Source organism: Acinetobacter lactucae (assembly GCF_001605885.1).
Lineage (GTDB): Bacteria > Pseudomonadota > Gammaproteobacteria > Pseudomonadales > Moraxellaceae > Acinetobacter > Acinetobacter lactucae.
Genome location: NZ_LRPE01000023.1, coordinates 93,377 through 112,959, shown reverse-complemented (window position 1 = coordinate 112,959; position 19,583 = coordinate 93,377). Strand labels below are relative to the sequence as shown.

22 protein-coding genes are annotated in these 19,583 nt (G+C 39.9%); 14 read left to right on the top strand and 8 right to left on the bottom strand.

The genetic code is table 11. From position 1 onward, the window contains the following. Positions 1-75 precede the first annotated feature (75 nt). The 9 genes from AWW73_RS10160 to AWW73_RS10120 all read left to right on the top strand — a co-directional run bounded on the left by AWW73_RS10160 (position 76) and on the right by AWW73_RS10120 (position 8,506). Positions 76-525: a hypothetical protein gene (locus AWW73_RS10160; protein ID WP_002114763.1), complete on the top strand. Its 450-nt coding sequence runs from the start codon at positions 76-78 to the stop codon at positions 523-525. Positions 526-560: 35 nt separating this feature from the next. After that, positions 561-3,197 carry a type I DNA topoisomerase gene (gene topA / locus AWW73_RS10155; protein ID WP_016144255.1) on the top strand — a complete coding sequence of 879 codons (2,637 nt, stop codon included), beginning with the start codon at positions 561-563 and terminating at the stop codon, positions 3,195-3,197. A gap of 88 nt (positions 3,198-3,285) precedes the next feature. Then, positions 3,286-4,044 carry a hypothetical protein gene (locus tag AWW73_RS10150; protein WP_031947282.1) on the top strand — a complete coding sequence of 253 codons (759 nt, stop codon included), beginning with the start codon at positions 3,286-3,288 and terminating at the stop codon, positions 4,042-4,044. Positions 4,045-4,170: 126 nt separating this feature from the next. After that, positions 4,171-4,752 (top strand): HdeD family acid-resistance protein, encoded by a 582-nt coding sequence (locus AWW73_RS10145; protein ID WP_079748234.1) that lies wholly within the window; start codon positions 4,171-4,173, stop codon positions 4,750-4,752. A gap of 114 nt (positions 4,753-4,866) precedes the next feature. Beyond that, positions 4,867-6,846 (top strand): ATP-dependent helicase, encoded by a 1,980-nt coding sequence (locus AWW73_RS10140; protein ID WP_031947284.1) that lies wholly within the window; start codon positions 4,867-4,869, stop codon positions 6,844-6,846. A 73-nt stretch (positions 6,847-6,919) separates the two neighbouring features. Next, positions 6,920-7,159, top strand: a complete 240-nt coding sequence (locus AWW73_RS10135; RefSeq protein WP_016144259.1) for an RNA recognition motif domain-containing protein — start codon at positions 6,920-6,922, stop codon at positions 7,157-7,159. A 9-nt stretch (positions 7,160-7,168) separates the two neighbouring features. Beyond that, positions 7,169-7,531 carry an ASCH domain-containing protein gene (locus AWW73_RS10130; protein WP_062849569.1) on the top strand — a complete coding sequence of 121 codons (363 nt, stop codon included), beginning with the start codon at positions 7,169-7,171 and terminating at the stop codon, positions 7,529-7,531. Between the two features lie 80 nt (positions 7,532-7,611). Then, complete coding sequence (locus AWW73_RS10125) at positions 7,612-8,115, top strand: DUF6586 family protein (protein ID WP_005066079.1); 504 nt, start codon at positions 7,612-7,614, stop codon at positions 8,113-8,115. Between the two features lie 112 nt (positions 8,116-8,227). Further along, positions 8,228-8,506 carry a hypothetical protein gene (locus AWW73_RS10120; protein WP_002114792.1) on the top strand — a complete coding sequence of 93 codons (279 nt, stop codon included), beginning with the start codon at positions 8,228-8,230 and terminating at the stop codon, positions 8,504-8,506. A gap of 35 nt (positions 8,507-8,541) precedes the next feature. Here AWW73_RS10120 and AWW73_RS10115 read toward each other — a convergent pair whose 3' ends face one another. The 4 genes from AWW73_RS10115 to AWW73_RS10100 form a co-directional block, all read right to left on the bottom strand. After that, on the bottom strand, positions 8,542-10,251 hold the full coding sequence (locus AWW73_RS10115) for a cation:proton antiporter (RefSeq protein WP_016144261.1): 1,710 nt from the start codon (positions 10,249-10,251) through the stop codon (positions 8,542-8,544). A 147-nt stretch (positions 10,252-10,398) separates the two neighbouring features. Beyond that, positions 10,399-10,554: a 50S ribosomal protein L33 gene (rpmG, locus tag AWW73_RS10110; RefSeq protein WP_001205031.1), complete on the bottom strand. Its 156-nt coding sequence runs from the start codon at positions 10,552-10,554 to the stop codon at positions 10,399-10,401. 12 nt (positions 10,555-10,566) lie between these two features. Beyond that, a complete protein-coding gene (gene rpmB / locus AWW73_RS10105) occupies positions 10,567-10,803 on the bottom strand; it encodes a 50S ribosomal protein L28 (RefSeq protein WP_000048256.1) in 237 nt (78 codons plus the stop codon). A 167-nt stretch (positions 10,804-10,970) separates the two neighbouring features. After that, positions 10,971-12,419: a coniferyl aldehyde dehydrogenase gene (locus AWW73_RS10100; protein WP_002115149.1), complete on the bottom strand. Its 1,449-nt coding sequence runs from the start codon at positions 12,417-12,419 to the stop codon at positions 10,971-10,973. A gap of 112 nt (positions 12,420-12,531) precedes the next feature. Here AWW73_RS10100 and AWW73_RS10095 point away from each other — a divergent pair, with 112 nt between their 5' ends. From AWW73_RS10095 to AWW73_RS10075, 5 genes are all read left to right on the top strand, one after another. Then, positions 12,532-13,224, top strand: coding sequence for a TetR/AcrR family transcriptional regulator (locus AWW73_RS10095; RefSeq protein ID WP_016144262.1), 693 nt, complete (start codon positions 12,532-12,534; stop codon positions 13,222-13,224). 74 nt (positions 13,225-13,298) lie between these two features. Then, positions 13,299-14,162, top strand: coding sequence for a formyltetrahydrofolate deformylase (gene purU / locus AWW73_RS10090; RefSeq protein WP_016144263.1), 864 nt, complete (start codon positions 13,299-13,301; stop codon positions 14,160-14,162). Between the two features lie 380 nt (positions 14,163-14,542). Next, positions 14,543-15,298, top strand: a complete 756-nt coding sequence (locus tag AWW73_RS10085) for an energy transducer TonB (protein ID WP_016144264.1) — start codon at positions 14,543-14,545, stop codon at positions 15,296-15,298. 43 nt (positions 15,299-15,341) lie between these two features. Next, entirely contained in the window at positions 15,342-15,962 is a 621-nt protein-coding gene (locus AWW73_RS10080) for a MotA/TolQ/ExbB proton channel family protein (RefSeq protein WP_001011664.1), read from the top strand. Further along, entirely contained in the window at positions 15,962-16,366 is a 405-nt protein-coding gene (locus AWW73_RS10075) for an ExbD/TolR family protein (protein WP_000885432.1), read from the top strand. The genes AWW73_RS10080 and AWW73_RS10075 overlap by 1 nt, the downstream gene beginning before the upstream one ends. Positions 16,367-16,423: 57 nt before the next feature. Here the strand turns inward: AWW73_RS10075 and msrA are convergent, their stop codons facing one another. The 4 genes from msrA to thyA all read right to left on the bottom strand — a co-directional run bounded on the left by msrA (position 16,424) and on the right by thyA (position 19,516). Further along, a complete protein-coding gene (msrA, locus tag AWW73_RS10070; RefSeq protein WP_031947289.1) occupies positions 16,424-16,948 on the bottom strand; it encodes a peptide-methionine (S)-S-oxide reductase MsrA in 525 nt (174 codons plus the stop codon). 100 nt (positions 16,949-17,048) lie between these two features. Next, on the bottom strand, positions 17,049-18,104 hold the full coding sequence (locus tag AWW73_RS10065; RefSeq protein ID WP_031947290.1) for an Lnb N-terminal periplasmic domain-containing protein: 1,056 nt from the start codon (positions 18,102-18,104) through the stop codon (positions 17,049-17,051). Positions 18,105-18,118: 14 nt separating this feature from the next. Continuing rightward, on the bottom strand, positions 18,119-18,628 hold the full coding sequence (locus AWW73_RS10060) for a dihydrofolate reductase (protein WP_062849568.1): 510 nt from the start codon (positions 18,626-18,628) through the stop codon (positions 18,119-18,121). 45 nt (positions 18,629-18,673) lie between these two features. Beyond that, positions 18,674-19,516, bottom strand: a complete 843-nt coding sequence (gene thyA / locus AWW73_RS10055) for a thymidylate synthase (protein ID WP_031947292.1) — start codon at positions 19,514-19,516, stop codon at positions 18,674-18,676. Positions 19,517-19,583 lie beyond the last annotated feature (67 nt).

Sequence of the window (19,583 nt, the reverse complement as noted above, 5' to 3'; positions counted from 1 at the left end):
ATTATTTTTATGATGAAACTTGCGTTTTCTGGTCAGCTTATGCAACTCTAATAAAAGAGATTAATAGGTTTTGCTATGGACAATATGGGAATTTGGGTTACCGTTATCATTGTTCTTTTCGTACTAGGCTCCATTTTTGGTTTAAGAGTGAGCCCACGTGAAAAGGCACTTGGTATTATGCGTGATAAAGCTCGTAAAATGGGTTTACACCCACGTGTAATCGTTGCACCTGAATGGACACATGTCCCAATGGCGACTGAAAAGCGTGCCAGCATGGTTGCTTATTATAGTGTATTGATTCCCGATGCTCGTTTATCTTTAATGCGTGCTCGCGTTGTAGACGGCAAATTAAAAGTGGTTCAGGGCGATGAGAAATTTAATGATTCTCCCATTGCATTAAAAGGGATTTATGCTATTGATATGCAGGCAAACTGTGTAGGGCTTTATTGGGATGAGGAATCAGACCTGAGAGCAACACAATTAGATGAGATGAAGGCTTATCTGTTGAACTTGGCTAAAGCCTGATTTTTAAATTTATTGGTATAGGAATAACATTTTATATGGCGAATACCTCGCGCTCTGCATCTCAAAGCACAGCATCTACTGCACCTGCTGCACATAAACGTGCCTTAGTGATTGTGGAGTCGCCTGCCAAAGCGAAAACCATCAATAAATATCTGGGTTCGCAATACATTGTAAAGTCTTCTGTAGGTCACGTGCGTGATTTGCCAACAGGTGGCAGTAAATCAACTGAGAAAAAGCCGGCTGCCCGGACGAAACTCACTGAAGCAGAAAAAGAACAAAAAGCCAGTCAGGCTTTAGTTAATCGTATGGGGGTTGATCCTGAGCATGGTTGGGAAGCTCATTACGAAGTTCTGCCAGGTAAGGAAAATGTTGTTGCTGAACTAAAAAAACTCGCCAAAGATGCTGATGCAATCTATCTCGCAACGGACTTGGATAGAGAAGGGGAAGCCATTGCTTGGCACCTAAGAGAAGTTATTGGTGGTGATGACAGTCGTTATCATCGCGTGGTATTTAACGAAATTACTAAAAATGCCATTCAAGAAGCATTTAAACAACCTACGCGCCTAGATTTAAATCGAGTTAATGCTCAGCAAGCACGCCGTTTCTTAGACCGTGTTGTTGGTTTTATGGTTTCTCCATTGCTTTGGGAAAAGATTGCCCGTGGTTTATCGGCAGGTCGTGTACAGTCTGTAGCGGTGAAACTGGTTGTAGAGCGTGAAAGAGAAATTCGTGCTTTTATTCCGGAAGAATACTGGCAAGTTTTTGCAGACACGCAAGCTAAGAAAGATGACATTCGTCTTGAAGCAGTTAAGCAAGCTGGTAAAACCCTTAAACTGAAAAATAAAGCTGAAACCGATGCTCTATTAGATGTTTTAAAAGGTGCTGAATATAAAGTTGCACAGCGTGAAGATAAACCGACTAAGGTGAATCCAAGTGCTCCTTATATCACTTCAACGTTGCAACAGGCTGCAAGTACTCGTTTAGGTTTTTCTGTAAAGAAAACCATGATGCTGGCGCAGCGTTTATATGAAGCAGGTTTTATTACCTATATGCGTACTGACTCAACGTTCTTGAGTGATGACGCAGTAAGCATGGTACGTGCTCATATTGAAAGCCAATTTGGTGAGAAGTATTTACCTGCAAAGCCAAATCGCTATGGTAACAAAGCGGGTGCTCAAGAAGCCCATGAAGCCATTCGTCCGTCAAATGTTGCGCTTACAGGTGACCAACTTGCAGGTGTAGAGCGTGATGCTCAACGTTTGTATGATTTGATTTGGCGTCAGTTTGTTGCATGTCAAATGACTCCAGCAGAATATTTATCTTCAACTTTAACGGTTGAAGCTGCAAATGTTGAATTAAAAGCAAAAGGCCGTACGCTTGTATTTGATGGGTTTACACGAGTTCGTGGTGCCAACAAGTCTGATGACGATATTATTTTGCCTGCAATTAAAGTAGGTGAAATCTTAAAATTAGAAAAGTTAGACCCAAGTCAGCACTTTACTAAGCCACCTGCACGTTTTACAGAAGCTTCTTTGGTTAAAGAACTCGAAAAACGTAGTATTGGTCGTCCTTCGACTTATGCAGCGATTATTTCTACGATTCAAGAACGTGGTTACGTTAAATTAGAAAACCGTCGTCTTTTCGCCGAAAAAATGGGTGAAATTGTCACGGATCGTCTTGATGAAAGCTTCAATAACTTGATGAACTATGCATTTACAGCAGACCTAGAAGGGCAGCTCGATAAAGTTGCAACAGGCGAGCGTAACTGGAAAGAGTTACTAGATACCTTCTATGGCGACTTCAAAAAGCGTCTTACCAATGCTCAAGGCGAGCACGGAATGCGCCGTAATCAACCGGTTGAAGTGCCAGCGGTACATTGTCCTGAATGTTCACGTCCAATGCAGATTCGCACAGGTACAACAGGCGTATTCTTAGGGTGTTCTGGCTACAATCTGCCACCTAAAGAACGCTGTAAAGGAACCTTGAACTTAACGCCTGTTGAGTCCTTAGCGGCCCTTTCTGATGATGATGGCGCTGAAACTGCAGACTTGATGTCAAAACATCGTTGTGCGAAATGTGGCACAGCCATGGACAGCTATGTCATTGATGGTGGTCGTAAACTACACGTATGTGGTAACAACCCTGACTGCGACGGTTTTGAGCTTGAAGAAGGTGAGTTCAAGATTAAAGGTTATGATGGACCAACCATTCCGTGTGATAAATGTGATGGTGAGATGCAGCTTAAGACTGGTCGTTTTGGCCCGTATTTCGCTTGTACAAGCTGTGACAACACTCGTAAAGTCTTGAAAAGTGGTCAACCTGCGCCTCCACGTGTAGAACCAATTAAAATGGAACACTTACGTTCAACGAAGCATGATGATTATTTTGTATTGCGTGATGGTGCTGCTGGTCTGTTTTTGGCCGCAAGTAAATTCCCGAAAATTCGTGAAACACGTGCGCCAAAAGTTGCAGAATTACGTAGCGTTGCCGCTCAGCTTGATCCTAAATATCAATTTATTTTACAAGCACCAGATGTAGATCCTGAAGGTAATCCGACAGTTGTGAAATTCAGCCGTAAGAATCAATCACAATATGTAGGCTCGGAAACTCCAGAAGGCAAACAAACCAAATGGAGCTTAGTTTACCAAGATGGTAAATGGGTTGAAGGCTAATTAAGTCCACAATAAAGAATGCTAGCTCAGCTAGCATTTTTTATATCTAAAACAATAAAAGAAAATTTTAGTTTTATGGGGAAAAAGAATGTGGAAAAACATTCGGGTTTTATGTTTGTTAATTATTTTATTGATTGTTGCTGTTCAGGCATGGCGAGATCAAAACCAAGATTGGAATCAACCTATTGTTGTCGTTTTACATCCTATTAATGCCGATGGTTTACAGACAACACAGAGCTATATTTATCAGTTGCAATACTCTGATTTTGAGAAAATAAAAAACTATTTAGAGGAGTGGTCACAACATTATCGTGGTCAATCAGGAAACTTTGTAATTCGTTTAGGGCAACCGTTACAGCAACGACCTCCTGAGGTTCCTCAGAATGCCAATATCTTTCATGTAATGTGGTGGAGTTTAAAGTTTCGTTTTTATGCATGGCGACATCAACAACCTGAAGATAAAGGGGCATCACTCAAACTTTACTTAAACTACTATGATCCCCATTATCAAAAAGTTTTGATCCATTCGACTGCTTTGGAAAAAGGTCGTATCGGTAGTGTGAATTTATTTGCGACCAAAACACAAGCTTCACAAAATCAGGTCGTAATTGTTCATGAGCTATTACATGGCTTTGGGGCACAAGACAAATATGATTTACAAACCGGACAACCACTTTATCCTTTAGGTTATGCGCAACCTGAAAAAGTGCCTTTATATCCACAAACTGACGCTGAAATCATGGGTGGTCGAACACCGTTATCTGAGCAGAGCAGTAAAATGCCGAATGGTTTACATGAAACAATCATAGGTTTACCTACAGCTCAAGAAATTGGCTGGGTGAAATAAAACTGTGGATAAATACTGCTTTATCCACATCAATTGTTAAGAAACGATGCAGATTTTATACAGACAAAAAATGTGAAGTGCATCACTATTATTGGGTAGATGAAATTCTAATACCTGATAATAAGAGTGGCCATGATGAAAACTGTCGGTAATGATTTGGTACGTAATCAGTTACATGCTGATCGTAAGTGGTATTTGATATTAGGCTTTGTACTTATTGGCTTCGGTCTGATTTTGTTTAGTTCATTACCATTTGCGACCTTTTCAGTGGTTTTTTTATTTGGAATACTGATGATGGTCGGAGGTGTTTTACATCTTGTCGCGGCCATTAGTGTCTTTAAAGGTGCAAGCCGTTGGTTATGGGCACTTTTTGGTGTGCTTTATTTAATGGCTGGTTATTACGCTTTTTCTACTCCCGTAACCACAGCAGTGGTTTTGACGAGCTTATTATCAATAGCACTGATTATTGCTGGGGCTATACGTACAGTAAACGCGATTTTACTTAAACCAATTACGGGATGGGGTTGGACTCTATTTTCAGGGTTATTAACCCTCATTACAGGTATTTTAATTTTAGTTTCCAAAGATTCACCTTTTTGGGTATTAGGTATGTTCTTAGCAATTGATATCTTATTTCAAGGAATTAATTTTCTAGGTCTAGCTTCTGCGATTAAGCATCTACCATCTAGTTCAAAAACAGTATCTTAAATAAGAATATTGAATCGAAGAGCATTTTAGGTGCTCTTTTTGTTTTTAGGATGGGCAGACGCATCTGTGGTTGGGTCTGTTAAACTATGTCTTGGTGTTTTAGCGATATGTGTTATGAGTCTTGCAAAATTAATTAATGAACTAAATGCTCAGCAAAAAAAAGCAGCCACGACGTCTGCTCAGAACTGTTTAGTTTTGGCGGGCGCTGGTTGTGGCAAGACTAAGACAATTGTTGCTCGTGCCGCCTATTTAATTGACCAAGGCTTACCAGCAAACCAAATCCAGATTTTAACGTTTACTCGACGTGCTGCGAGTGAAATTGTTGCAAGAGTAGAGCAGCATGTAGGAGTACAGGCAAAGGGTCTAAGAGCTTCAACTTTTCATACTTTTTGTATGTATTTACTGCGCCGTAATCCACAAGCTTTTGGCTTAAATCAATTTAGTATTATTGATCGTGATGATCAATTACTAATGTTTCGTTTATTAAGAGGTAAAGACAAAGATAATGTTTTACCTAAAGCGGCAGAGCTGTGCGATTTATATTCCTATGCAAGAAATACTCAAACCAAACTTTCTGAAGCATTAATCAAACAGCTTCCAGATGCATATGAGCATAAAACTCAAATTGCTGAGTTGATGAAAACTTATGAGCAACGTAAAAGAGATCGTAACTTTTTAGATTACGACGATATCTTGTCAATTGTGGCTGTTCATTTACAAAACTCAGAAGCGTTGACCAACTGGGTGGCAGGCTTCTGTCAGGCATTGCTAGTTGATGAAATGCAAGATACAAACCCTTTGCAATGGGCCTTGTTACAGCCCTTAATTGGTAAAGTGAAGTTGTTTTGCGTGGGTGATGACGCTCAGTCCATTTATGGCTTTCGCGGCGCCGACTTTGAAAATATCCATTCTTTTAAAGAACGAATACCTGATGCAGAAGTACTTACACTAGCTTTAAATTATCGCTCGACCCAAGAAATCTTAGATTTATCGAACTGGCTGTTGGCACATAGTCCAATTGATTATCAAAAACAGCTACAAGCACATCGTGGCCAAGGACAAAAGCCACAGCTACATTTGTTTGGTAATGAATTTGAAGAAGCAAACTGGATTGCACAAGATTTAATAACGCGCCATCAACAAGGAGCAAACTGGCATGATCATATGGTTTTGGTGCGCTCTGGCTATAGTGCCCGATATCTAGAAGGGGCTTTTATTGCGGCTGAAATACCTTATCGTTTTATTGGTGGGGTAAAGCTTCTTGAGTCAGCCCATGTAAAAGATGTACTGAGCCTGCTACGTATTGTGAGTAACCCTCACGATGATTTGGCTTGGATGCGCTTTTTAACGTTGTGGGACGGTATTGGCGATGTTGGAGCGAGTAAGTTAGCCCAAGAGCTAATGGGAATCGCTGATGTTGAAGAACGCTGTCAACGACTTGAACGCCATGGTAAGGTCCCTTTACAAGCGATTTTAATTTTAAAACAGCTAGATGTATTACAGCAGCATGTTGAAGCAAGTATTGGCTTGGCTCTCGATGCTTTAGGTGAACAGCTAGAGCAAAATTATAAAACTAAAGATTGGTCGCGCCGTTTAAAAGACTTTGATTTGGTTAAGCAACTTGCACGCAAACATGCGTCATTAGGTGAATTCCTTGAAGAATATGTGCTTGAACCGATTTCTGTTTCTGAAATTGAAAAAGCTGCTGATCAAGATTTGGTAACTTTAATTACGATTCATTCAGCTAAGGGTGCTGAACAGAAAGTTTGTTATGTGCCTCATGTATCGCCAAATCAATATCCTTATGCAAGAGCACAGGGTGATTTTGATGATGTTGAGGAAGAACGCCGTGTACTGTATGTAGCCTTAACGCGTGCTGAAAATGAATTAATCTTGACGAAGCAAAATCTTAATACGTGGTCACAAGACACTTATGATGAGCAAGGTCGTAAAGTCGAGAGTTATTTCTTAAATGATCTGCCTGCACATTTGGTTCAAGCAAAGATCCATAGGCAAGTACCTCAGCAATTTGCTAAAAAACAATGGAACAGATCTCCTGCAGTAAATTTAGGTTTTGGTATCGATCTGGACTAAACTACTGTATAAGACGCTGTGATTACTTAAATGTATATTGGCCCTCCCTTTTATTGCCAATTAAGGTTAGAAAATGAAGATATTAGTTCGTAATTTAGATCGTGCTGTAAGTGAAGCTGAAGTTTTAGAGTTGTTTAAGGCATATGGTAAAGTTGATACATGTGTTCTTGTCGCTGATAAAGACACAGGTAAATCGAAAGGCTTTGGTTTTGTTGAAATGCCTAATCCACGTGAAGCGATTAAGGCAATTAAAGGCTTAAATACGCTTAAAGTTAAAGGCCACGGAATTCGGGTTAAAGCAGCTGAAGAATAAGTTGTTCTTATGAAAAGACAATTTTTAGCTCTCTCGATTGTAACGCCAAATGGTACTCGTATTGCTGAAGGTGTAAAAATACTTGAAGTGCGTTCATGGATGCCTACACAGTTACCAGTGAAAGATCTATTAATTGTCGAAAACCAGAACTTTCTGGTCAAAGATACTGATGAAGAAGAAGGAGTTGCTGTCGCTTTAGTTGATGTCGACTCTGTTCATGCTTGGCGAAATGATGAAGTCAAATTAGCCTGTGCATCTGCTTGGAGTGAAGGGTACTTTGCTTGGGTCTTAAGTAATGTGCGCCCTATAAAACAGCCAGTAAAAATTTTAGCTAAACGTAAAATTTATCAAGTTGAGCTGGATTTACCATAAATAACGTTGATTTTATCAATGGAGTCGTTAAGCTAAGAATAGCTGTTGCAATGGCGATTTTAAAACAGGAAAGTTTATTTATGTCACGTGTTGCTCGTTATCATGCCGATCGTACCAATCAGAAGCTCTATTTTGCACGTCTAGCGTGTCAACAGGCAGAGCAGACCGATCATGTGCAACAGGTACAAGCTTACCGTGAAGCAGCTGTATTTCATTTACATGGCGCAATGTTAGCCTTCTTACAAGAATTGGTACGTTATTACCGTTTAAATGATTTGCAACCCACTTTAAAATCTATTGAGGAACATATGGCGGCAAAAGGACAGGTTTCTCCTGAAGTGTCCGTTTTGCAGCAATTGGCAAAAGATGGTTTTGTTGCGGAGTTAAAACGAGCTTATCGTATGTGCCAATACGCCCCAGAACCAAAAGAACCGACTCCAGAAGAAGAAACTTCTTCTAATCTCATTATTAAAGTGACACAAGGGCCTCAGTCTTGGCTGCCAGATGTTAAAATCTTGCGTGAATGGCACCGAGAATTAAGTCATTTAATTGATGGTTTTCGTAACGAAATGGTCGAGTTCTAAAATTAAACTGCCTAGATGCTTGAAATTTAGACTAGGTGTGCCTATATAAATAAGACAAGAGATGCAAAGTGCAAGGGTGCTTTGCCACCATGTTGAAACATGGAGGAAGTATATGTCTATACAGCAATTGAAAGAGTTATTTGGAAATCAAGAAGCAGTGTTGGAATTAGTTCAACTCGAAGGTGGTGAACTCGCCTTGCGTAATGCAGGTTCTGAGAATGAACCCTTGGTTAAAATTCAATTTAGCGATGAAGTCAAAGCAATCTTGGGTGAGCAGACTCCAGTTGTTGCTCAGCATATGATTCAGGCTGCATTATTTGGACTGCTGGAAAAGCAGGTAAACGAGTGGCAGGCTGAGGTATTAGACGAACAGCCTAAATTCTTGAGTTAAAAAAAGCGTACTCTTGAGTACGCTTTTTATATGGGTCAATGAATTGTTGACTGATGAGCCAACTCGATCTGATTTAATATGTGGTGGCTCATATTCTTTGCCATTTCTTCTTTTGCATAGAACACTTCACCAATATTTTCGTCACGGATAACAGCAGCTTCTTCTTTGCTTTCCGCGCAAATTAATACCTGAATTTGAGGGTTTAATTGCTTGGCAATCGCCACAATACGGTGAATATCTAAAATATCCATTGGTGAGATCACCAAGAGTCGTGCATGCATAATATGTGCTTGAATTAAAACACTTGGTTCGGTAGCAACACCGCTCACCGCAGCAATATTTGCCTGACGCAGTTTTTCTACGATTTCACGATTCTCTTCTGCAATAACGACCTTAATATTCTCATTAATTAAATTTTCAGTAATACGTCGTCCTACACCGCCATATCCCACAATCACAACCTGATCACGTAAGTAAGCTTGATCAACTTCATCGGGTAACATTGCTAATGGGTCACCACTACGTTCAAGAAGTCGGGCTAAGTGAGAACGCTCACGAATCCAGCGTTGTACAGGCTCAATGGCTGAGAAGATGAATGAGTTAAGCGTAATTGAAAATAAAGCACCTGCTAGAATCAGATTTTGAGCTTCTAAACTTAATAGGCCTAAAGAAACACCAAGGGTTGCCAAAATAAATGAGAACTCGCCAATTTGTGCAAGGCTGGCCCCAACTGTTAAAGCCGTATTGATTGGATAGCGGAAGAATAAAACCAATGCCATTGCTGCAAGAGTCTTACCCACCATAATAATTGCAATAACAGCTAAAATATGTAGTGGGCTCTCCACAAGAATATGTGGATCAAACAGCATACCTACAGAAACGAAAAATAAAATCGAGAAAATTTCACGTAGTGGGAGAGTCTCTTCTTCTGCACGATGGCTAAAGTCTGATTCTTTAACGACCATGCCTGCAAAGAATGCTCCTAAAGCCATTGAAACCCCAAAGATAGCATATGAACCGTAAGCAATCGAAACGGCAGCAGCGACGACAGTCAGCGTAAATAGCTCTCTTGACCCTAAACGAGCAACAAACTGCATGATAATCGGCACAACGCGCTTGCCTACAATGAGCATAAAGGCAATAAAGCCAATCACCTTTAATAAGGTTATCCCAAGTGTTAACCAGATATTACCATCTGCACCTGCTGGTGCTTTGCCACCGAGTAAAACAGCTGTAGCTGGAAGAAGTACTAAAACGAGTACCATCACCAAATCTTCGACTAACAGCCAACCCACAGCAATTTTGCCGTTAACTGAATCTAAAAGACCTCGGTCTCCTAAGGCTTTTAATAATACTACCGTACTCGCACACGACAGACTTAAGCCAAAAACGAGTGCAGAGCCAAAACTCCAGCCCCATAGCATTGAAACGCCAATACCCAGTAAGGTTGCAACAGCGATTTGTAAAATGGCACCTGGTAAGGCAATACGACGAACTAATAATAAGTCTTTTAATGAAAAGTGCATCCCTACACCAAACATCAAGAACATTACCCCGAGTTCTGCAAGCTGGTTGGCAAGGTGAATATCTGCTTCTATACCTGGTGTATTTGGGCTAATAATAATTCCGGCAATTAAGTAGCCGATAAGAGGGGGAAGTCGTAATCGGGCTGCAATATAGCCAAAAATGAGGGCAACGCCGAAACCAACAGCAAGTAAAATAATTAAATCTACGTCATGCGGCACTAAAAACTCCTTTTACGTGAGTTAGGCTAAAGACAAGCATAAAAAATGCCAAGGCGGAATGTAGAGAAAGTTTAACAAAAAGGTAGGTATAAAAAAAATGCAAAAAAAAACGACTTCATAAAGAAGTCGTTTTTTTCGAGGCTAAAATTATTTGATTTTAGCTTCTTTGAAAATCACGTGTTGACGGATTTTTGGATCAAATTTTTTGATTTCCATTTTTTCCGGCATAGTACGTTTGTTTTTAGTCGTGGTATAGAAGTAACCTGTACCAGCTGAAGAAACGAGGCGAATCTTATCACGCATTGCTCAGACTCCTTAGATCTTTTGACCTTGAGCACGAAGGTCTGCAACAACCTTTTCGATACCCAATTTGTCAATAATACGCATACCTTTAGTGGTTAAACGAAGACGTACAAAACGTTTTTCGCTTTCTAACCAGAAACGGTGGTGGTGCAGGTTCGGCTCGAACCGGCGCTTGGTTTTGTTGTTGGCGTGTGAGACGTTGTTACCAACGACTGGACGCTTGCCGGTAACTTGGCAAACCTTAGACATGGTGTAACTCCATTGATTCAGCCAACAGCAAATCTGTGGCCAGTCATACTAAATGTAAACGGATGAATTCATTCAAGGGGCGTTTTATACCAAAAATACGATTAAAAGACAAGCGAAATTGGTAAAAACGAGGCATGATTTAGTATAACAGATCATGCCTTGATCAGTTAGCGCAACAAGGTTTTCGAAATGAAACGATGAATAGGCTTATTGAACGGTGGAAGAATGTATTTAAGGCTATAGAGTTTTGGATTTGACATCACCGAACGCTCATGAGAAAGGCTAAAAAAGCCCTCTGGTCCGTGATATTTACCCATACCTGATGCGCCAATTCCGCCAAATGGTAAATCGTCTTGTGCAACATGGGTAATCACCATGTTAATTCCGAAATGCCCTGAATGGGTGTGCTGTGCAATATAATCAGCTCGCGCTTGATCATAGTCAAAATAATACATCGCTAAAGGACGTGGGCGACTATTAATAAACTCGATCACTTCTTCTATTTGGTCATATTCTAAGATCGGTAGAATAGGCCCGAAGATTTCATTTTGCATAATATCCATTGCAGTTGTCACGCCAGTAACTAAAGTCGGCGCAATTTTACGGACATCATCTAAAATTTCATTTTGCGGGTTAATTTCAACAATACGTGCACCTTGATCACGAGCATTTTCGAGATAGCCTTGAATACGGTTGTACTGTTTATCATTAATAATAGAAGTATAGTCTTGGTTATTGCGGAAATGAGGGTACATTCCAGCCACAATCAATTTAAAGTTTTCAATGAACTCGGCAGTTTTGCCTCTTGGTAAGAAAATATGATCCGGTGCAACACAAGTTTGTCCAGCATTCCATAATTTTCCTACCGCAATACGTTGAGCTACATCTTTCATGTCCATTGACGCATGCACAAGGGCAGGAGATTTTCCACCTAACTCAAGAATCACGGGAACAAGGTTTTGAGCTGCGGCTGCCATTACTGTTTTACCAACAGAGGTTGAGCCTGTGAAAATCATTTTGTCAAAAGGCAAATGACTAAAAGCATCTGAAATAACACCACCACCATTCACTACAGCCACTAATTCTTGTGGGAATGCTTCTGCTAGTGCACTTTCAAGGACTCGTCCAAAGTTTGGAGAAGCGCTAGAAATTTTGATCATGGCATGGTTGCCCGCAGCGAGTGCACAGATCAGAGGACCAACCGAAAGTAATAATGGGTAATTCCATGGTGTAATAATACCAATGACACCCATAGGCTGATATTGTACCCAACCTTTTGCAGGCTGATGTAATACACTAATATGGCGTTTTGATGGTTTCATCCACGCAGTTAGGTGTTTACTGTAGTACTTGATCTGCTCCAAACTGGTGAGTAACTCACCAATTTTTGTTTCCATAACTGCACGATTACCATAATCAAGGTTAATTGCTTCGGCAATCTGATCTTGATATTTTACCAAGACTCTTTTAAGACGAGCTAAACGATCAATACGCTCTTTAGCAGTGGGTACCGGATGGCGTAGGTAAGCCAGCTTTTGTTGTTCAAGCAAATCATGTAAATGCTTAACATCATAAGGAAGCTGAGTCTCTGGATTTGTTTTTGTTTGACTGTTCATCGGTACTTACCAAATATATTGATATACTTATTTTTTAGAGTAAATACTCTAAATAGTCAAGTCAGTTTATGTGTTCAAGTCTTAACCATGTGAATTATTAAAGGTTATTAAAATGTCTCAACCTAAAGCTCTGAAGACAAAAGACCGGATTTTACAAATCAGTTTGCAGCTTTTTAATGAGCGAGGTGAACGGTCAGTTACAACCAATCATATTGCTGCGGAGTTGGGGATTAGCCCTGGAAACTTGTACTACCACTTTCGAAACAAGCATGAAATCATTAAGGAATTAATGTACCAATATCAGGTTGAGACTCTAGATATGCTCTCTTTACCTGAAGACAGACCATTAACGACCAATGACAAAATCAACTATTTTCAGGTATTAAGTGGTCAACTTTGGAGTTACCGTTTTATTCATCGTGATGTCTATCATTTAGTTGAAAGTAACGAAGACTTTAAAAAGATTTATCCACGTTTTGCGGGGCAGGTGATGCAGCAAGGGCAAAAGATTTATCAAGCCTTTGTCGATGCTGGTCTTATGAAAATGACGCCATCTGAAATTGAAGCGCTCATTATTAACTTGTGGATTGTATTAACCAACTGGACAAACTTTTTATATATGTCTGGCCATATCAGTGACAATAACCATTTAGAAGAAAAATGGGTTTGGCAGGCTTTACGTCAAATGGTTTTCCTTGAAGGTCCTTATCTTATGGGGGAAAGCCGAGCAACTTACGAGCAGTTGCTTGATTCACTGGGACCTTCTGATCTATTCGCCAGCTTGTCTTCGTTAAAAGATGAATAGTTGTGCTTGCCTATTTAGAGCGCTAGAATACTCGGCTTATTAAAAATTTGACTCAATTAAGTGATATTAACCAAATGAATATGACCACTGCCAATACAGCCCGTTTACTGATTACTTGTGAAGACAAGCCTGGGATCGTACAGGCTGTATCGAGCTTTTTGTACCATCAAGGTGCAAATATTACCGCGCTTGATCAGTATGCGACGGAAGCTCAGGGCGGACGTTATTTCATGCGCGTTGAATTTGAACTTGATCATTTACAATCGCGTAAAGATGCCTTAATTCAAACATTTGCTGCGAACGTTGCTGAGCGTTATGGTATGCAATGGCGTCTTGCTTTCGTAAATGATATTAAAAAGGTGGGTATTTTAGTTTCTAAAGTCGACCATGCCTTACTTGAATTATTATGGCGTCATGCACGTGGGTCATTGCCTTGTGAAATTACACATGTCATTTCTAACCACGAAGATTTACGTGAATCTGTTGAGAACTTCGGTATTCCATTTACTGTAATTAAAGTAACTAAAGACAATAAAGCTGAAGCTTATGCACAAATTGATGAAATGATGCAGGGCAATGATTTATTGGTTCTTGCACGTTATATGCAAATTCTAAGCGAAGATTTTGTTGCGAAATGGGAAATGAAAATCATCAATATCCACCATTCTTTCTTGCCAGCTTTCGTGGGTGCTAACCCATATAAGCAAGCTTATGAAAAAGGTGTGAAGTTGATTGGTGCGACAGCTCACTATGTGACTGCTGACCTAGACCAAGGCCCAATCATTGAGCAAGACGTTGAGCGTGTAAGCCATGACTATAATGTTGAGCAATTACGTGAACTAGGTGAAGACGTAGAGCGTAATGTATTGGCTCGAGCAGTAAAATGGCATTTAGAAGACCGTATTATTGTTGATGGCAATAAGACCGTTGTTTTTTAAATAACGCTTATCTTAAAAAGCACGCTTCTTGCGTGTTTTTTTATATTAAAAATATTATTGAAATGATATAACATAACAATATTGAATGAATTTATGTTAGGATCCGATCTATTCACAGTGAAATTAGCTTAACTATATAAGTTAAAGTAAATACATTGTGAACAAGAGATACCAATTCATGTAACTATCTGGAAAACAAAAGCAAAGACACTCAACTGATACAAAGGAGTGATTTAGAGCAAATGTTTTTCTCAAAAAATAGTTGCAAATGAAAACACTTCTCATTTATTATTGTGGCACTTTATTGTTCTATCCGATGTTTGAAATCGTTTCTATAAATCGAAATCTGAAATCATCATCCATTAGGTAATTAGATTCTTATGAGTCAATCTTCCGCAGCCTTAAACTCTCCCAATCCGATGAAAAAGAAAGTCATCACTGCACTAATTGCGGTTGCAATTGGTCATATCGGGGTCTTATGGGCGGTCAGCCATATTAAGCCTGCTGAATTAAAGCCAATCGAGAAGAAGCCTTTACAGGTACGTTTCGTAAAAATTCAAGAGCAACCAAAACCACTACCTCCTAAGCCAAAGGAACCGCCTAAAAAGCCGGAACCTAAAAAAGAGGTAAAAGAAGTTAAGGTTGTTGAAAAACCTGTGACGCCACCTAAAAAAGTGGAAAAAATTCAACAGGTGAAAAAAGCTGAAACACCAAAAGAAACAGTAAAGACAGAACCTAAAGTTGAAACTAAAGTGGTAACAACAACGACAACTGTTACTGAAAAAGTCGTTGAAAAACCGAAGCCAGTGGTACAAGAAGCGCCTAAAGCTCAACCTGCTCCAGATCCATCACCGAAAAGAGTTTCAATTGGTGGTTCGGGTGTACAGTGGAGCCGTTCACCACGTTTAACAGTTTCTTCAAAAGATTTACAAGGCGAAGCACGCTCTGTCATGGTACTCATTGAAGCCGATGAGAAAGGCAAGATTATTAATGTACGAGTGACGAGAAGTAGTGGTATTTCAAGTCTAGATGATAAAGTTGTCCGTGCTGTTCGCGGTGCGAAATTTAAACCTTATATGGAAAATGGTGTTGCTTATCCAATTAAAGCAGAGCAACCCTTTGATTTAACCCCTTAAATGAATTTGAGTCCCAACGGCTAACCTTAATCAGGAGTTCAATATGAACTTTTCAATCTATTGGCAACATGCAGATGCAGTGAGTAAAACCCTGTATTTCATCTTATTGGCAATGTCGATTGCTACCTGGACAGTTTTCATCTTACGTTTGATGGGGACTCGCCAACTAAAACAACAAGCTTATGCTCAACTTTCTCAGGCTATCACTTCGCTAAAAGCAAAGTTACAACCTTTGAGTTTTGAACAGCGTAAAGCGGTTGCAGAGCAGGCATTACTTCGTCAGATTTCTGCTGAAAAAGCCAATGCTGATAAAGGTATTTCGGTTTTAGGAACGATTGCTTCAATTGCACCATTCGTAGGTTTGTTTGGTACTGTTTGGGGTATTTTCCATGCGCTGGTTGCGGTAGGTAAAAGCGGACAAGCAGGTTTGGCTCAAGTGGCTACACCAGTAGGTGAAGCACTTATTATGACGGGTCTTGGTCTTGCAGTTGCGATTCCTGCGGTATTGGCTTACAACATCTGTGTACGTGCAAACCGTGGTCTTGCTCATGACTTACAAGATCAAGCGCACAGCTTGTTAATTGACACGATGTTGCAGCAAGACTCAACTGTAAAGTCTGACGTTAAAACTGCACAGCAAAGTTACGTTGGAGGTCAAGCTTAATGGCTTTTCAATTGGGTGAAGACCACGATAGTGGCATGAATGAGATGAATCTCATTCCGCTAATCGACATTATGTTGGTGTTAATGATCATCTTTTTGGTCACAGCAACAGTTGCCAACCCATCGATTCCATTAACGCTTCCTAAAACAACTGCTGAAATTATTGATCCACCACCAAAAGCAATTACGATTAGTATCAATGCAAATGGTGAAGTGGCTTGGGATACTCAAGTAATTAGCCTAGATGAGCTTCAAAAACGTTTCCAAGAAGCAGGTCAAGGTGATGTGAAACCAACAGTCCAACTTCGTGCTGATAAAGAGTCGAAGTACGATACTGTTGCTCAGGTAATGTCTCGCGCCAGTGAAGCCGGACTGAGCGATATTGCCTTTGTAAGTGAAAACTAAAATTTAGTTTACTCAATAAAAAAGCAACCAATTTGGTTGCTTTTTTATTGCTCTGATTTATTGATCTTTCATCAGGTGCTGGAATTTACTATATAGCTTGAGCAGCTTAGGTGGAATCGCAAAGTTGCAATAACCTTGTGAAGGATTCTTTGCATAGTAATTCTGATGATATTCTTCTGCCGGATAGAACGTCGGAACAGGAGACAACTCAGTCACAATATCAAGATCATCATCTTTTAGCGTTTGAATCGTATGTTCTGCTGCTTGCTTTTGCTCTTCATTATAATAATAAATAACAGAGCGATATTGCGTGCCGATATCATTACCTTGGCGATTTAAAGTCGTTGGATCATGAGTCGCGAAGAACACATCGAGTAATTGGGAGTAAGTTACTTGCTGTTCATCAAAGTCGATTAAGATCACCTCAGCGTGCTGGGTGTCTCCTTGACATACTTGCTCGTAGGTAGGATTAGTCGTGTGCCCACCTGCATAACCGCTCGTTACTTTTTCTACACCGCGTATTTGTAAAAATACAGCTTCGACGCACCAAAAACAGCCGCCGCCAAATAATGCCTGTTGCATTGTTTTTCCCTCTATTTCCTGCCTATTACAATAGGGTTTATGTATTTAAAATACAAAGTAAAGCATGTATAAAAAAGTAAAGAAAAGTGCATTACTTATTTCATTTAGCTTTAGGTAAACCTTGTCGAACGATTTGAGAGAAGTGTTCACTACTCTGATCTGATAGCTGTTCAAAATTTTCAGTTCTTGGGTTGATATGCGCAATTTGATACCACTGTTTTAAGCTGATATTTTGATTAAGTGCTTTAAGATCATATAAATAATTAGGTAAGTAACCTGAAGCGATTAGACGATAATCTTTAGGAAGTTCATATGGGTTAATCGCTTGAACCATATCAAAAATTAGAGTTGTACAGTTACTGGTAAGCGTGTTGTACCACTTGGGTTCTTCACGTAACTCATCTGCTTTCTTAAGATATTCTAAAAAAAGCGCTTTTTGCTCAGAACGAGGCATATTGACTGGAAAATTATAAACTTGCTCTTTACGGATGTTGCTACGCGTGTAGACAATATCTTTTTCATCAGAAGCAATGAGGCTAAGTTCATATTTCCTAAAAAAGCCTCCAATTGCTGAAAACTCTTCGCTCTTTTCTTTGCGAATCTCGATCGAGAAAACTAAAGGTTGCTGATTCTTAAATTCGAAGCTGACCAGCGTATGAGCAATTTGTGGTCCCATCCAGTAAGAGGCAATGATGTTTATGCCATTTAATTGGTTAAGATCAAAAGTTCGGGTTTCCCAACGCACATCATAAGTACCATCGGGATGCCAGTTGAAGTTACGAACATTATGCAAAGTGATTACATCGCCGTGCTTTTCATAGCTCAGTATATTGGCAACTTCAGGGTTCCATTCGCGATCTTGACGTGCGGTAATGGAAAAATACCAGACGAGAGAGCATGCAAATGCCAGAATATAAATTACGATATCGGTCCGGCGGCTAATAATATGACCTTCGACATATAAACCAACCATACTTAGTGCAAAAGCAACCCAGATACCGATGAGTATGCGGCTACCTAGCCATCCGAAAGGTTGTTGGACCCAGAGCGCTACGCATACCCAAATGCTAGAGAACACAATAAACAACGTGAATAGACTATGTAACAGCCAAAAAACTAGACCGATAATAAATTCACGTGTTCCGATATTGTGCATAAGTATCCATAGAATTATTTTTTATAAGTGGCAAACTCGAATGAAGTTCCTGATTTTTCATCAACTTGCTGTTCACTCGCAGTTTTATGAAATTCACTCGGTAGAGTTGGATAATGTGCATCACCTTGCACATCTAAGTCAACATGAGTAAGTTCAAGACGGTCTGCAATCGACAAAGTTTGCTTGAATATCTCACCGCCACCAATGATGAACAATGCTTGTTTTTCGGTATTTTTTACATCTTCTAAAGCTGCATTTAAAGCATCTTCAATTGAATACGCAACTTTAACACCGTCAAATTGCCAGTTAATGTCACGGGTAATTACCCAGTTTACACGGTTTGGTAGAGCACGCCCCATCGACTCAAGGGTTTTACGGCCCATCACGACCACACCGCCTTGAGTGATTTCTTTAAAATGTTTTAAGTCGGCAGAAATATGCCATGGCAACGCATTGCCTTTACCAATACAGTGATTCTTGTCCATTGCCACAACGTGGACAACTTCTACATTTTGCCATGCCATAATCTTTATTCTCTAAACCGTAATCTAATGAAATTTAAGCCGTCGTTATACTGCAACTGGTGCTTTAATTGCAGGATGTGATTCATAACCTACAATTTCAATATCTTCAAATTTAAAATCAAACAAGTCAGTTATTTCTGGATTTAGTTTCAATTGGCATAGTGGTAATGGTTCACGTGTCAATTGAAGTTTAGCTTGTTCAAAATGGTTAGCATAAAGATGTGTATCGCCACCAGTCCAGACAAAATCACCTACACCTAAACCACATACTTGAGCAATCATATGGGTGAGTAGAGCATAACTCGCAATATTAAAAGGTACGCCTAAGAACACGTCGGCACTACGTTGATAAAGCTGGCATGACAACTTGTTGTCTTGTACAAAAAATTGGAAGAGCGTATGGCAAGGTGGCAATGCAACTTGTCCAGCTTCATTTGGGTTCCAGCCAGAAATAATTAAACGGCGTGAATTTGGGTTGGTTTTAATTTCATTAATTAACCATTTAATCTGGTCAAAGCCATCTTGATTATAAGTACCATCTGCCTTTTTTGTTGCACCGAAATTACGCCATTGATGACCATAAACAGGCCCAAGCTCATGTTCTGGGCGGCCAAAACGAGCAGTTTGTTCTGCTGTTGCCCATTCATCCCAAATTGAAACTTTATTGTCTTTTAGATATTGGACGTTGGTGTCGCCTTTTAAAAACCAAAGTAACTCAATCACGATAGAACGGAAATGAACTTTTTTTGTGGTGAGTAAAGGAAAACCTTTAGAGAGATCAAAACGCATTTGATGACCAAATACAGAACGGGTTCCTGTGCCTGTACGGTCGCCTTTGTCACCGCCATTATCAAGGATATGTTGTAGTAGGTCTAAATATGCACGCATAACACTCTCGAGTTCGGATTAATTCCATCAAATAGAAGGGGGAGATAGCTCAATGATAAATAATTAC